16 protein-coding genes are annotated in these 13,292 nt (G+C 55.5%); 12 read left to right on the plus strand and 4 right to left on the minus strand.

Annotated elements, in window-relative coordinates:
- Window positions 1-203: 203 nt before the first annotated feature.
- Window positions 204-1,790 (minus strand): phosphoenolpyruvate carboxykinase (ATP), encoded by a 1,587-nt coding sequence (gene pckA, locus VEV40_RS02185; protein WP_324829821.1) that lies wholly within the window; start codon window positions 1,788-1,790, stop codon window positions 204-206.
- A 119-nt stretch (window positions 1,791-1,909) separates the two neighbouring features.
- Between pckA and VEV40_RS20645 the strand changes: the two genes are divergently transcribed.
- The 3 genes from VEV40_RS20645 to VEV40_RS02200 all read left to right on the plus strand — a co-directional run bounded on the left by VEV40_RS20645 (window position 1,910) and on the right by VEV40_RS02200 (window position 3,357).
- Window positions 1,910-2,392, plus strand: a complete 483-nt coding sequence (locus VEV40_RS20645) for an NAD(P)H-binding protein (protein WP_414637772.1) — start codon at window positions 1,910-1,912, stop codon at window positions 2,390-2,392.
- Entirely contained in the window at window positions 2,364-2,843 is a 480-nt protein-coding gene (locus VEV40_RS02195) for a hypothetical protein (protein ID WP_324829826.1), read from the plus strand. Before VEV40_RS20645 ends, VEV40_RS02195 begins: the two co-directional genes overlap by 29 nt.
- Before the next feature lie 169 nt (window positions 2,844-3,012).
- A complete protein-coding gene (locus tag VEV40_RS02200; protein WP_324829827.1) occupies window positions 3,013-3,357 on the plus strand; it encodes a CxxC-x17-CxxC domain-containing protein in 345 nt (114 codons plus the stop codon).
- A 73-nt stretch (window positions 3,358-3,430) separates the two neighbouring features.
- Here VEV40_RS02200 and VEV40_RS02205 read toward each other — a convergent pair whose 3' ends face one another.
- Entirely contained in the window at window positions 3,431-3,850 is a 420-nt protein-coding gene (locus tag VEV40_RS02205; protein WP_324829829.1) for a hypothetical protein, read from the minus strand.
- A 135-nt stretch (window positions 3,851-3,985) separates the two neighbouring features.
- Here VEV40_RS02205 and VEV40_RS02210 point away from each other — a divergent pair, with 135 nt between their 5' ends.
- Both VEV40_RS02210 and VEV40_RS02215 read left to right on the plus strand, forming a co-directional pair.
- On the plus strand, window positions 3,986-4,366 hold the full coding sequence (locus tag VEV40_RS02210; RefSeq protein WP_324829831.1) for a TraR/DksA family transcriptional regulator: 381 nt from the start codon (window positions 3,986-3,988) through the stop codon (window positions 4,364-4,366).
- 213 nt (window positions 4,367-4,579) lie between these two features.
- Window positions 4,580-6,406: a hypothetical protein gene (locus VEV40_RS02215; RefSeq protein WP_324829832.1), complete on the plus strand. Its 1,827-nt coding sequence runs from the start codon at window positions 4,580-4,582 to the stop codon at window positions 6,404-6,406.
- A gap of 200 nt (window positions 6,407-6,606) precedes the next feature.
- On the opposite strand, the gene VEV40_RS02220 is transcribed toward VEV40_RS02215, so the two are convergent.
- Window positions 6,607-7,107, minus strand: coding sequence for a GNAT family N-acetyltransferase (locus tag VEV40_RS02220; RefSeq protein ID WP_324829833.1), 501 nt, complete (start codon window positions 7,105-7,107; stop codon window positions 6,607-6,609).
- 133 nt (window positions 7,108-7,240) lie between these two features.
- Here VEV40_RS02220 and VEV40_RS02225 point away from each other — a divergent pair, with 133 nt between their 5' ends.
- Window positions 7,241-7,966 (plus strand): tetratricopeptide repeat protein, encoded by a 726-nt coding sequence (locus tag VEV40_RS02225; RefSeq protein ID WP_324829834.1) that lies wholly within the window; start codon window positions 7,241-7,243, stop codon window positions 7,964-7,966.
- A gap of 45 nt (window positions 7,967-8,011) precedes the next feature.
- Here the strand turns inward: VEV40_RS02225 and VEV40_RS02230 are convergent, their stop codons facing one another.
- Complete coding sequence (locus VEV40_RS02230; protein WP_324829836.1) at window positions 8,012-8,860, minus strand: class I SAM-dependent methyltransferase; 849 nt, start codon at window positions 8,858-8,860, stop codon at window positions 8,012-8,014.
- Between the two features lie 70 nt (window positions 8,861-8,930).
- Here VEV40_RS02230 and VEV40_RS02235 point away from each other — a divergent pair, with 70 nt between their 5' ends.
- The 6 genes from VEV40_RS02235 (at window position 8,931) to VEV40_RS02260 (ending at window position 13,290) form a co-directional block, all read left to right on the plus strand.
- Window positions 8,931-9,512, plus strand: coding sequence for an RNA polymerase sigma factor (locus tag VEV40_RS02235; protein ID WP_324829837.1), 582 nt, complete (start codon window positions 8,931-8,933; stop codon window positions 9,510-9,512).
- The gene (locus VEV40_RS02240) at window positions 9,509-9,982 is read left to right on the plus strand and encodes a hypothetical protein (RefSeq protein ID WP_324829838.1); all 474 of its coding nucleotides are present in this window, start codon (window positions 9,509-9,511) and stop codon (window positions 9,980-9,982) included. The genes VEV40_RS02235 and VEV40_RS02240 overlap by 4 nt, the downstream gene beginning before the upstream one ends.
- A 301-nt stretch (window positions 9,983-10,283) precedes the next feature.
- Window positions 10,284-11,831 carry a UbiD family decarboxylase gene (locus tag VEV40_RS02245; protein ID WP_324829840.1) on the plus strand — a complete coding sequence of 516 codons (1,548 nt, stop codon included), beginning with the start codon at window positions 10,284-10,286 and terminating at the stop codon, window positions 11,829-11,831.
- A gap of 28 nt (window positions 11,832-11,859) precedes the next feature.
- Window positions 11,860-12,336 (plus strand): DinB family protein, encoded by a 477-nt coding sequence (locus tag VEV40_RS02250; RefSeq protein WP_324829841.1) that lies wholly within the window; start codon window positions 11,860-11,862, stop codon window positions 12,334-12,336.
- The gene (nuoI, locus tag VEV40_RS02255) at window positions 12,326-12,871 is read left to right on the plus strand and encodes an NADH-quinone oxidoreductase subunit NuoI (protein WP_324829843.1); all 546 of its coding nucleotides are present in this window, start codon (window positions 12,326-12,328) and stop codon (window positions 12,869-12,871) included. Before VEV40_RS02250 ends, nuoI begins: the two co-directional genes overlap by 11 nt.
- A gap of 56 nt (window positions 12,872-12,927) precedes the next feature.
- On the plus strand, window positions 12,928-13,290 hold the full coding sequence (locus VEV40_RS02260; protein WP_324829844.1) for a hypothetical protein: 363 nt from the start codon (window positions 12,928-12,930) through the stop codon (window positions 13,288-13,290).
- Window positions 13,291-13,292 lie beyond the last annotated feature (2 nt).

The following is a 13,292-nucleotide window of genomic DNA, read 5'->3' on the forward strand; positions in this document are numbered from 1 at the left end:
GTCCTCAATTGCAGCCTGCAATAGATCGAGTGGCACGCGAAAACCTGCTTCCAACAGACCGTTCTCCACGGGCAGCGTGTCATCGAAAATTGCGTCATTGGTGAAGTTGCGCATGGCAAAATTATCGATCCATGCGATCGGGCATAGACGAGCTTCTCCTGCGGCATTCACGCTTTCAACTCTCAGTTTGCGGACAAACATGGTTAGTGGCGCGCCTTCGGCCCTACAGCGCGCACATTTTCCGGAGCGTCGAACTTCGCAAAGTTGTCTTCAAATTTCGCTGCCAGTAGACGGGCTTGCGCGTCGTATGCCTTCTTGTCACCCCATGCGTTGCGCGGATGCAGCAGCTCGCACGGAACATCAGGACATGACGTGGGAATCGACAGCCCGAATGCGTCTTCGGTTACATATTCGGCCTTCGCCAATCGATCGTCGAGCGCAGCATGCACCATGGCTCGCGTGCGCTTCAGGCTCATACGTTTGCCCACGCCAAAAGCGCCGCCAGTCCATCCCGTGTTGACCAGCCAACACGCCACACTGTGTTCCCTCAGACGGCGGCCAAGCATCTCCGCATATACCTTTGGAGCAAGCGGCAGAAACGGCGACGCAAAACATGTAGAGAATTCGGGTACAGGCTCGCTACCCAGTCCTGCTTCCGTTCCGGCAAGTTTCGCTGTGTATCCGGAAAGAAAGTGATACATTGCCTGTTCGGGCGTGAGCTTCGCAATTGGCGGAAGCACGCCGAAAGCGTCAGCGGTAAGAAATAGCACATTTTTCGGGTGGCCGCCCATGCCCGGAATCATGGCGTTCTCAATAAATTCGATCGGGTAGGCTGCGCGTGTATTTTCCGTATAACGAATATCGGAATAGTCGGGAACGCCCGTCATCGGATCAATCACCACATTTTCCAGGACCGCTCCGAAGCGGATGGCATGATAAATCTGCGGCTCCTTCTCCTCAGAAAGATCGACGCACTTGGCATAGCATCCCCCCTCAAAGTTAAAGACACCTGCCGGGCCCCAGCCGTGCTCATCATCGCCAATCAGCCGCCGAGTTGGATCCGCAGAAAGTGTTGTTTTGCCTGTCCCTGAAAGCCCAAAAAACAGCGCTGTTTCGTCATTTGGGCCAACATTGGCTGAACAGTGCATGGGGAAAACGTCGCGTCCAGGCAGTAGATAGTTCATCACGCCAAAGATCGACTTCTTCATTTCACCCGCATACTTTGTACCGCCGATAAGCATGATCTTGCGCGTATAGTCCGCCAGAATGAAGGTCCCCGATTTGGTCCCGTCGCGTTCAGGAATGGCTTCAAACTCCGGCGCGGCAATAACTGTAAATTCCGCCACATGCCGTCCAAGCTCCGCGAGTTGCGGACGCACAAAAAGTTGCTTCACGAAGAGTGCATGCCATGCGTACTCGGCAATCACCGTTACCGGCAAGCGGTAAACGGGATCGGCCCCGGCGTACAAGTCCATCACATACAGATCGCGCTCCGCCATGTGCTTTACCACGCGATCCAGTAAAGCTTCAAATTTGGCCGGATCGAATCGCTGGTTCACCTTGCCCCAGTTCACGCTGTTGCGCGTCCCATCATCCTCGATTGTGAACTTATCTTTGGGGGAGCGGCCGGTGCGCGCTCCGGTCAGAGCCACCAGCGCGCCATTTGAAGCCAGTCTGCCTTCACCGCGCGCAATCGCCGCTTCCACCAGTTGCGGGGTGGAAAGGTTCCGGTGGACATGAGGTCCTTCAATCAGAGTTCGCATGTCGGTTGCCAAAGTGGCAGCTCCCATAGATACGCTCCTTAGGGCAAACCGTCTATTGTGCCATCCAGTAAAGGAGAATGGCAAAAACAACGGGCCTGCGATTCGCACAGTCACAATCAAAACAGGCGTTTATACAATAAGGATTCATGGAATCTGTTGCTCTCATTGGCGCCTCCGGCTCTCTCGGTAAATCGATCGCTTCCTCTCTTAGCGCAAAAGCAACATCATACCGCGTCATTGGGAGATCAGAGCAATCGCTTAGCGAAGCTTTTGGCTCTGCTCCTCTTGCCATCTGGAACCCGGATGAGCCAGAGTCAATTCGCACTGCTCTGACAGGCGTAGAAACCGCGATCTATATGGTTGGCGTCAACTACTGGCAATTTGAACTGCATCCACAACTCATGCGCAAGACCATCGACGGAGCGATAGCTGCCGGGGTCAGGAGGCTTCTTCTCATCGGCACGGTCTATCCATACGGTAAACCGCAGAGTGAACGCGTCAGCGAAGACCATCCGCGACAACCGCATACGTTATACGTTCAAAGGCCGTATGCGCAAGGAGCAGGAAGATCTTGTCCTTGCAGCACACGATACAGGAAAGATGCAGACCGCTATCCTGAGGCTGCCTGATTTCTACGGTCCTGGTGTTGATAAGAGCTTTCTCTGGAGCGCTTTTCAAGCGGCGAAAACGGGCAAGCGCGCTCAACTCATTGGGCCCATCGACACTCCACATGAATTTGTCTACATACCTGACGCAGGCACATTGATCGCGAGACTTATCAATGAATTGAAGGCATGGGGCGGCGCGTGGAACCTGGGCGGTGCTAGCGTCACCTCAGTCCGCGAGATGACGGATGAAATCTTCTCCCAAGCGGGACGCAAGCCGAAATACACTGTCGCTGGGAAATCGATGCTCCGCATTTTCGGCTTATTCAATCCAATGGTGCGCGAGCTGGTTGAGATGCACTACCTGCAAACATCGCCTGTCATTCTGGACGACACGCGCCTGAAAAACTTGCTCGGCTCGCTGCCAAAAACGCCCTACAAAGAGGGCATCCGGCAAACGCTGGCTTCCATGTAATTAAAGTAATTAAATTAATTCCGATTCTCTCGAAGGATGCAATAATAGGGCACGACTTACCGAACCGCTGCTCAGACTTTCTGACGATCTCCTCCAGGGTACCGAGTAGATAAGTGAAATAGGCGCAGGAACTCTCCAGACGGGAACGAATACAGCTAAAGGAGCGATTATGACTGGGGACCTGCAACTTATCTGCAGCGATTGCGGTCAGGAGTTTACATTTTCAACCGCCGATCAGGCGTTCTTCCGTGAGCGCGGCTATTCCGCGCCAAAGCGATGCAAAGCATGCCGTCAGGCAAAGAAGAATGACCATCAAGGTGGTGGTTATGGCGGGGGCGGCGGATACCGGTCAAACGCGACACAGGGAACGTCAGTGATCTGTGCAGGATGCGGTCAGCAGACCACAGTCCCGTTCGAACCGCGCGGCGACCGTCCCGTATTTTGCAAGGCCTGCTATCAGGCCCAGGCGGGAGGCCGCGATTCAAGAAAACCGCGCGGCGGCGGACGCTACTAGATCAAATTCGATTTACAGGCATGAAAAGGGGGCCGGTATCTGCGGCCCTTCTCTCATTTTGTCTGGCGCCACCTTATGGAACAGGCTGCGCGTCGTCGTTCGCCGGCAGAGTCGGCAGCTTGCTGGTATGCCCCGCCTCATGCAGCACAACATCAAGATGCTCCAAAACTTCATCGATACTCATGGTATACATCTCGCGCCCGTTGTCATAGCCGGATTCAATGGCCTTCTTTAAATAGTGCCCGGCGATCTGTACAGCCAACTGGTCCGTAATCACATGACCTGTCCGCTTCTTTTGCTCTACCCATGCCTCGCACGGCATGGCAATCCACACCGGGCGTTTATTCACCTCAAACCGAACATCCACTGCATCGGCATGGCGGGTGGCTATAGCAACAATGTTTGCTTTCCACCGGCAATATAAGCCCTCGCCGGTCCAGCGGTCTGTCACATGAAAATCTTCATACATGGCTTTCTTTAGCGTAAACGGCAATAGTTATGGCATCAAGGGCGCTTGAACGGGTGGGAAGCAAAAATACAAATACCGCAAATCTTTTTTCGCGCATCTTGCGTCCAATATCTGTTCGCGAAAAGAGCAAGGATGATCAGGTAAAGGAGTTTAAGGAAAGTGACACAGACTTCCCACGATGTACAGCGCCTTGGAGAAAAGCTGCGCGAGCAACAGGCGCTGTTGGAACGCAATATGTTGACGGCAGTAGAACAAGGCCGTCAGGCTGCAGCCGAAGCAACACAGGACGTCGCCGATCAGGCAGTGTCCTCCTATCAGAAGGAATTGCTTTTTACACAGGGGACAACCGGCCATTCCCAGTTATCGCAGATTCGACTTGCACTGGAGCGAATTCGCGAGGGCAGCTATGGAGAATGCCTGCATTGTGGTAACCCCATTGGTGTCAGGCGCCTTGAAGCCGTACCCTGGACCCCTTATTGCATTGATTGTCAGGAGAAGATCGAAAACGGAGAGATTGAAGACCCGGTCCGCGCCGCCTGAGATATGGAGGGCGTTTGCCCTCCGCGATGTTTGTTTGACTGTGTTCCTGCAATCTGGCTGCCGTCCTCAATCGTTATTTCTGCATTTCAAATCCCTGCGAAAAAATGCCTGCCATCTTCCTAGTAATACCCCCTTAACAACCTGCTGCTAACGTCTGGCTCTGGCGGCATGACAGGGTTGCGATCGTGTCCGCTCATTTCAGGAGAAGACCACATGACAATAAAGCTCCCCAGAACGAGCCTCCGCAGCATGCTTGCTGCGGGCGCGGCCCTGCTGTGTCTGGGCTATCTTGCTGGCGGCCTGGCATCTCAGGCACAAGACTTTCATCACGACCATGACCACGATCACGATTTCCACGGTTTTGCACGTGGCAGCATCGTTTTGAGCGGCACAGTGTACATTGGGAATGCCGACACGGTTACTCCCGGCGAAGTATTACCGCACGGTTGCCTGAACACCGGCCCGGCCACAAATCCTAACCCTGCCATCGTCAACGTGCCGCTGCTCTCAACAAACCAAACGCCGTCTGCGACCACGACGGCTGTGACGGTGACCTGCGGCTATGCGAGCGATAACGGCGAATTTCCCAATGTTAGCGATGGTCACAACGTTTGGAACAACGCCAGCACAGATGGGAGCTTTGGGGTCTCCTCACCCATCGTTCTCTGGAACCTCAGCAAGGATGGCGATTTGCTTGGTACGCTTCACGTTCCCAGTGACGAAATCGTGACCAGCTTCAGTTCCAAATCCGAGCTTGCTTTGAATCGCTCGGCGGACGGCAGGAGCCTCACTTTCATGGGTTATCGTGGTGGCCCCGGCTGCCCGACCCTCACCCTGGATCCGACGACCAACATCCTCACGCAGGGTACGAACGTGGGCCCCATCTCGCCGACTGCCTCAAACCTGATCGACGTTTCGGCTTCCAGTACGCCGGGCCTCTGTGACCCGACCAATCCAGCGGTCGCGAGCTATGCGGGCGCAAGCAATCCGACTGCTTACTACCGCTCTATTGCGGAAGTAGACGCCTGGGGGCACATCTCGTACACCGAAGGCAATGCTTACAGCGGCGACAACTCACGCGCTGTGATCAAGGCGCACAACTGGCTGTATTACTCAGTTGGAAACGACAACAGCGGCGGGCTTTCGAAGAAGCAGATGCCGATAACGCAGCTTGGCTTCAATCTCTCCCACTCCACGGGCGCCGAACTGTTCATTCCCTTCACCGCACCGCATGTCCCGCCAGCTAACAACATGATTTCCTATTTCGTGTTCTCGGGAGATAAGCCCGGTAAAGACACCAACTTCCGCGGTATGACGATCTTTAACAATACCCTGTACGTCGCAAAGGGCAGCGGCGGTAACGGCATTAACACCGTCTATCAGCTCGGGACTCCGGGCGTTCTGCCCACCCCAGCCAACGCTCCGGCCGGCGGCACCGTCAACGAACCTTACACTATCCTTCCTGGATTCCCCAACACCGCTGCGAGCACAAACAGCCCGGGTGGCAGCTATCCTTTTGGTATCTGGTTCGCCAATGCTACTACTCTGTACGTTTGTGACGAGGGCGACCTGATTTACACACAGAATCAAGTGATCAATGAGCAGGCGAACGTTGCTGACGCCGGTACACTGGCGACGGCCGGTCTCCAAAAGTGGGCCCTCACCACGACGCCAGGTGGTAACCAAACCTGGGTACGCGAGTACGTCATCCAGAACGGACTCAATCTTGGCGTGTCCTATGGCGTCCCGAACTATCCCGCGTCGATCGAGCCCGCGACCGGCGGATGCCGCAACATCATCGGCGTCGTCAACCACGACGGCACCGCCACGATTTACGCTGTCACGTCCACGATCAGCCAAAACGGCGACAACGGCGCCGATCCCAACAAACTGGTGAAAGTTACTGATAGCATCAGTGCTACCCAACCGGCAAAGAACGGCCACCTCGACAGATTCGAAACGATTCGTTCGGCTCGCGCCGGCGAGGTATTCCGTGGCGTTGCCTTGGCCCCTGAAGACGATTACGACCACAACAGATAAGCCAGCAACAGAGCTCGCAATTAACCAGGGCTTCCCATAATCAACTCGGGGAGCCTTGTTCCTGTTTTGCGCAACCCGCTCCAAGGCATTTCAATTTCGCGACCGCTCAGAACCATTCCCGGCGTGATCGCACATTGGAATCGTGATTTTCTATACCGACCGCGTTAATTGCAGCCCCTTTATATTCAATTATCGGCAATTCAAAGAATCCGGCTCCGCCGCTCCATAAGAACTACATCGCGCCAGACGCCATTCATTTTGCCCATCTTTTCCCGCACGCCGACTACGCGAAAGCCGCATCGTTTATGGGCTTCAATGCTGGCTATATTTTCCGGGAAAATCCCAGCCTGTAGTGTCCAGATTCCCTGTTCCTCCGATTTCTCAACCAGCGCCGCGAGCAGTCGCTGCCCTACCTTCCTCCCGCGCATGCGCTTCGCGATATAAATGCTCACCTCAGCTACGCCTGCATAAACACACCGGCCTGACACAGGTGTAAGTGCTGCCCAGCCAATCGTTTCATCGCAAAGACGCGCGACAAGGCGGCACGTGCACAGATGAGCGGCGTCCCACGCCTCCCACCCAGAAGCAGACGTTTCAAAGGTGGCGTCTCCTGTCACGATGCCCTCAATGTAAATCGTCCGCACCGCTGGCCAGTCATCGGCCGTCATCAGTTCTAGGCTCAGATTCTCTGTCTCCTCCATGTGCTCCATTTTAGGGATGGTCGCATCAGTTTGACCCGCTAATACCCCGCTGCTAGACTGAAACTATCTAAGCAGACAGCACCATTTCCCTGCCTGCCAGTCCCCTTCCTTAAAGGATCTTTGAAGGAAACTCGTGGATACACAAACACGTCACGCGCTTAAGCAGGACAGCTTCGTTCTGGCGACCACTTCAGGCATCAACTGGCTGGATGCACACCGCTCTGCAATCATCAAATGGTCGATCGTCGTAGTCGCGGTCATCGCCATCGTTCTCGCTGGTGTGATTACGTACAATAACCGCACTGATCGGGCCGAGAACCTTTTTGGCCAGGCCATGAATATCTACAGCACACCACTAGCGCAGCCGGGGCAGCCCGCCGAACCCGGCGTGAAGACGTATGCTACCGCGGCCGACCGCGCCAAGGACGCGCATCCGCTCTTCGAGGAGGTCGCCGATAAGTACGGCTGGTTCAAGGCAGGCGCAAATGCCCGCTACTTGGCCGGGATGACAGCCATCGACATGGGTCAGACCTCAGTTGGAGAAAATGACCTGAAGCAGGCCGCGGGCTCACATGACCAGAGCATCGCAGCTCTGGCTAAGCTGGCGCTTGCGGGTCTTTATCATCAGACGGGCCGCGATGCACAGGCTATTGACCTGTATAAGCAGCTCATCGCAAAGCCCACGGTAACTGTGCCGGCCAGCATGGCCAAATTGCAACTCGCAGGGCTATACGAGATGACGAACTCCGCCGAAGCAAAGCGCCTCTACGCTGAAATTAAGGACCAGGATAAGACTACAGCAGCCGGTCAAATCGCCACTCAGAAGCTGCAGGGCGCAACCGCCCAACCGCAGCCGTAAAGTTGCTACTCCCATCTACACGAGGCCCGCAAGCGTGGGCCTTTGCTATTTCTTTGCAGCTATAGCAGAAATTTTTTGCTCTTCGAAAGCAGAAAATTTCAATGGTGTACCGATCAGGTATGTGATCCTGATTCTTCCGCCGCTTTGCTCGCCGATCTCCCATCGATATTGACCGTCGCTCAGGCCACACGTCAGCTCACTCAAGTCCTCAATCGAATAGGCCCGCAAGCACGACAAAATCCCATCGACCAGCAACGTAAGAGGTACAATCGGCAGAAGATATGTCCATACCATGCGTGACCAGCGAAATGGACGCATGCGCGGCGTGACCCACCAGTTCAACAACGGTATCCCCACTGTAGCCAGCATCGTATGAAGATTGCGTTTCGCTGCCTCGAAAACCGCAATTCCTTGACGTCGCCTCACCGCGTCAGCCAGGATCGCCCGCGCGGCTTCTGGATTGAAATGATGAAACGTGGAGAAGATCGTGCGAAAGCCTTCGAGGTCGGCCGGAATCTGCCGTGCATCTACAGGGTCTGAATAAAAGTCCACTTCCTGAGCAGTCCGCGATTGAGCCAAGGCCCTTGCGTTCGGATACTTGTCCGTCAACCAAACGCTGACTGGATATCTCTCTGTTATTGCGAACTGCTGCTGTAGGTGGATCCACGGTCCGCCTCCACCCGAGCACAGATCGACAATCCGGTGCGTTCCAGAATCCTCGATCGCGGTCCGCAGCCGCGGCACGATCACGCGATAGCTATTGGTATAGTTCCAGATCGCCTCGAGGGCGTCAGTCACCATATCGCGCAGGACACCCGGATAAAGGCAGTGATCGTGCAGCTCAAACCATTCGCGGCGTCTCATCGCAGCCAGCATAGCAAGACAGGTGTACATTCACCTCCGGTTCACTCTCCTGCTTTTTCATGAGCGCAAAAGACCTGTTCTCCGTCAGTCACACAGAGACATGAGTTCCTTCGAAGCACAAGCAACCGGGTGGTTTTACACTCAACTTGTCTTGAAAACCCGGGAAGACGTGAGCGAAATCATCACCGCGCTCGTCGCCGAATACTCGACGACGCTCTATCGCGTCGCCTATTCGGTGACACGAAATGCTGTCGACGCCGAAGACATCGTGCAGGAAACATTCCTCCGTGTCCTGAAACACCAGAACAAGCTCACTGAAATCCGCGACGTGCGTGTCTGGCTTGTGCGCATCGCCTGGAATCTGTCCCTCGACCGCAAGCGTCGCAGCAAGGCGCGACCAGAGACCGAAGACATCGCCGACCTAGTGCGCACAATGCCCTCGTCTGAGCGTCGTGCCGATGACGAAGCTATCTCGGCGCAGGAGCACGCGCGCATCCTTGTGCTCATCGATCAGTTGCCGGCAAAGGAGCGCCAGGCGCTATTGCTTTCTGCATTGGAAGAGCTATCGACCGCCGAGATCGCGGACATTTGCTCCACCACCGAATCTTCCATCCGCTCCCGCATCTTCCGCGCTCGCCGTGAGCTTGCCGGACTCCTGGCAAAGCAGAGGAGTAGCAGATGAATACACCCCACAACCCGGCAAACAACACCGACAAGAAAATTGACGCTGCGCTGCGCATCTTCGCGCATACACAGCCGCCGGTAAATCTGGAACAGCGCGTCCATGCGCGTCTGCAGCTCAAACCGGTGCGCGTGAAGTTCGCTAACAAGCTAGGCAGCTTCTTCTTTGCCCAACGGGTTGTCTTCGCCTCAGCCGGTGCGGCGCTCGCCTGCTGCGCCATCGTCATAGGCAGCGTACAGCACTCGCACCAGCACACATTCCCCAATACTGTCATGCATGTGTCGGCACCGGGCAGCGGGCTTGGCGCAGCCTCGGAAGCGCATATAGCCCCTCAACCAGTTGCGGTGCCGGACGGCACCCACTCCCGCTCGGAGAGAAAGGCAACACGAGGGCGCGCCACCGTCTCCCGCGACGCGCACAAACCTAAAGGCGTAACCGTGCCGGAAGCGACACAGCCCGAAAAGCCTTAGCTGCCGCCGTAACTGTTTCGAAGTGGCATGGATTCGGATGGTCCGCTCTATTTCGGATGGCCCAGTTTTCCGTTTCGACGTGTTGGCCTTCTGCCATTGTCGCTCACGCATTCGAGAGGCAGAGACTGGCTGCAACCTTCTAGGTTCAAACCGTCTCAACCAATAGCCGCGTCACCGCATCGCCGAAAATGCGCTGTTCGCATCAGCAGACAAGCAAGCCATCCAATAACGATCCTCACAGCAAATCAGCAGAAGCCGGGCTACATTCGAGTAACATAGGTGTTTGCCGAAGGGAGACAAAGTGGCCTACGACGATCTGCGCGACTGGATTAAAGCTCTCGACAAAGCTGGAGAGCTGAAGCGGATCCGTGAAGAAGTCGACCCCATCCTCGAAATCGCCGAGATTACCGATCGCGTCTCCAAATCCACCAACGGCGGTCCGGCCCTGCTTTTCGAAAACGTCAAGGGTCATCCCGGCACTCCAGTCCTGATGAATCAGTTCGGTAGCGAGCGGCGCATGAGGTTGGCGCTTGATGTCGATTCGCTCGATGAAGTCGCCGGACGCATCCGCGCTCTGCTCGACGTGAAATCACCCGAAGGCTTTCTCGAAAAGCTGAAGATGCTTCCGATGCTCGCCGACATCGGGAAATTTTTCCCAAACGCCATTGCCGCCAAAGACGCAGCCTGCAGGCAAGTCGTTCTCAGAGAGAGCTTCAACGTTCTCGACTTCCCCGTTCTCCGATGCTGGCCGCATGACGGAGGTCGCTTCATCACTCTTCCTTGCGTGGTCACACGAGACCCGAAAACAGGGAAACGCAACGTCGGCATGTACCGCATGCAGGTCTACGACGGACAGACCACCGGCATGCACTGGCAGCGCCAGAAAAACGCCGCAGAGCATCTCCGCGAGCGCCTCCGCGCCGCCGCAGGCAACAACGCATCAGCCCAGGTCGCTGCCATGGCTGAAACCGCTGGAGGAACGCAAAATATCACGCTCACTCGCGAAGTGAACGACCACCTCGAAGTCGCCGTCGCCATCGGCACGGATCCAGCAACAACTTTTGCTGCCATCGTCCCCGCGCCACCTGAAGTAGAAGAGTTCATGATCGCCGGCTTCCTGCGCCAGAAGCCTGTCGAGCTTGTGAAGTGCGAGACCGTAGATCTCGAGGTCCCCGCGCACGCTGAAATCATTCTCGAAGGCTATGTGAAGCTAGACGAACTCCGCCGCGAAGGGCCCTTCGGCGACCACACCGGCTTCTACACTTTGGAAGAGGATTACCCCGTCTTCCACATCACCTGTATCACGCACCGCAAAAATCCGATCTACGCCTCCACCATCGTAGGCAGGCCGCCAATGGAAGACGCCTGGATGGGCAAGGCCGTCGAGCGCATCTTTCTGCCGCTCATGCGCCTGACATTACACGAGATTGTGGACGTGAACCTGCCGGTCGAAGCCATATTTCACAACCTGATGATCGTCTCAATCAGGAAGAGTTACGCCGGACAGGCGCGCAAAGTCATGAACGGCATCTGGGCGATGGGACAGGCCATGTTCACCAAATGCGTCATCGTGGTCGATGAGGACTGCGATGTGCAGGACCTGCGCGAAGTGACCCTACGCGTTGCCAACAACATCGACCCAGAGCGCGATATCCAGTTCACGTTAGGCCCGATCGATTCACTCGACCATGCTTCTCGCATGCCCAATTACGGCAGCAAGATGGGCATCGACGCCACCCGCAAATGGGCCGCTGAAGGATTTACCCGCCCCTGGCCAGCGATGATCGAAATGGATGACGCGACCAAGTCTCGCGTGGATGCGATTTGGAAGAAACTAGGAATCGAATAGCTCAGACAAGTCATGAGGAGACAGGAAGATGTTTACTCTGGATGGCATCCACAAATTTCATGATTGGGCGCACTCCAGTCTCGGGAGAATGCTCGACCACATCGCAACGCTGCCTGAGGGCAGCTATAACACGAAACTAAACGGTTTTGGTTTCCCGACCATCGGCGAGCAGGTCATTCACATTCTGCAATGCGAAGCAGTCTGGATACACAGAGCGCAAGCAGTTTCTTTCGACGGCTGGAACATTACTGATTACCCAGCGATCCAGGATGCAAAGGTTTTGCAGGGGAAAGTAAAGAGTGAGACCTATGCTTATTTATCAGGCCTGACGGACCAGCAATTGAATGAAGAAATAAGACTGCATGCATACGATGGGTTCGAAATCAGCTGTACGCCCGCACATGTAATCCATCATGCGCTGACCCATGCTTTTCATCACAAGGGCCAGATCGCCTCGATGTGCCGTACGCTCGGCCATCCGGCTCCGGACACAGATGTCCTTTAACCCGCAAAGCATCACCTCGCACGCATCGTATAATACAGATATGTCCATCGTGCGCAACATCGCGGCCATCAGCAAGGGAATGAGCATCACCTTCCGGGAAATGTTCCAGCCTACGGAGGTTGAGAACTATCCTGATGGCCCTGGTCCGACGCGCGGGGCAGTGCTTCAAGAGCGCTTCCGTGGCGCGCACGTCTTGCAGCGCGATGAAAATGGCCTGGAAAAATGCGTCGCCTGCTTCCTGTGCGCGGCGGCTTGCCCGTCGAATTGCATCTACATTGAAGCTGCGGAGAATACCGCCGAGAAGCGCATCTCAAGCTCGGAGCGCTACGCCAAGGTCTACAACATTGACTACAACCGCTGCATCTTCTGCGGATACTGCGTCGAGGCGTGCCCGACGGACGCCATCACCCACGGGCATGGCTTCGAACTCGCCAGTTTGAACGCAACCAACCTGGTCATGCGGAAGGAAGATATGCTCGTCCCGGCCGTGGGCATGCCCGTTGAACTCGCTGCCCATTCAGGTTCAGTAAAGTAGGCAGATCGCTAAGTGCCCTGTAGTATGAATTTCATTCGTTCTGCTATGCTACGCGCGTGACCCTGCCCTCCCCAACTATCCTCCACGTCTGCAGCCGCGATCTTATTCGCGAACTACGCGACCGCATCCTCAAGCTTGAGGGATACGACGTCGTTTCAACGTTAACCATCAATGAAGCAGAAGAACTTTTCGCGAAGTCGCGCTTCGATCTGGTGGTGGTCGACGTTGATGGCGACGGCCGTATTCCGCAAGCAGAGAAACTCTGTGATGACATCAAACGCAAGGACCCGGAGCAGAAAATTGCGTTTGTGTGCAATTATCGAATCTCGAAAGAGAGTTCTTGCCCCGACGAAATCATCCATAGCGAATTCAATCCGCTAGCCCTGATTCAGGGGGTGAAAGAACTGCTCGCAAGCTAAAA

This window comes from Alloacidobacterium sp. (assembly GCF_035631355.1).
Taxonomy (GTDB): domain Bacteria; phylum Acidobacteriota; class Terriglobia; order Terriglobales; family Acidobacteriaceae; genus Alloacidobacterium.

What these genes read in the sequence shown, in the direction of transcription:
- pckA (WP_324829821.1), bottom strand. Translation starts at nt 1,790, where the DNA reads ATGGGAGCTGCCACTTTGGCAACCGACATGCGAACTCTGATTGAAGGA.
- VEV40_RS20645 (WP_414637772.1), top strand. Translation starts at nt 1,910, where the DNA reads ATGGAATCTGTTGCTCTCATTGGCGCCTCCGGCTCTCTCGGTAAATCG.
- VEV40_RS02195 (WP_324829826.1), top strand. Translation starts at nt 2,364, where the DNA reads ATGCAGACCGCTATCCTGAGGCTGCCTGATTTCTACGGTCCTGGTGTT.
- VEV40_RS02200 (WP_324829827.1), top strand. Translation starts at nt 3,013, where the DNA reads ATGACTGGGGACCTGCAACTTATCTGCAGCGATTGCGGTCAGGAGTTT.
- VEV40_RS02215 (WP_324829832.1), top strand. Translation starts at nt 4,580, where the DNA reads ATGACAATAAAGCTCCCCAGAACGAGCCTCCGCAGCATGCTTGCTGCG.
- VEV40_RS02220 (WP_324829833.1), bottom strand. Translation starts at nt 7,107, where the DNA reads ATGGAGGAGACAGAGAATCTGAGCCTAGAACTGATGACGGCCGATGAC.
- VEV40_RS02230 (WP_324829836.1), bottom strand. Translation starts at nt 8,860, where the DNA reads ATGTACACCTGTCTTGCTATGCTGGCTGCGATGAGACGCCGCGAATGG.
- VEV40_RS02235 (WP_324829837.1), top strand. Translation starts at nt 8,931, where the DNA reads ATGAGTTCCTTCGAAGCACAAGCAACCGGGTGGTTTTACACTCAACTT.
- VEV40_RS02240 (WP_324829838.1), top strand. Translation starts at nt 9,509, where the DNA reads ATGAATACACCCCACAACCCGGCAAACAACACCGACAAGAAAATTGAC.
- VEV40_RS02250 (WP_324829841.1), top strand. Translation starts at nt 11,860, where the DNA reads ATGTTTACTCTGGATGGCATCCACAAATTTCATGATTGGGCGCACTCC.
- nuoI (WP_324829843.1), top strand. Translation starts at nt 12,326, where the DNA reads ATGTCCTTTAACCCGCAAAGCATCACCTCGCACGCATCGTATAATACA.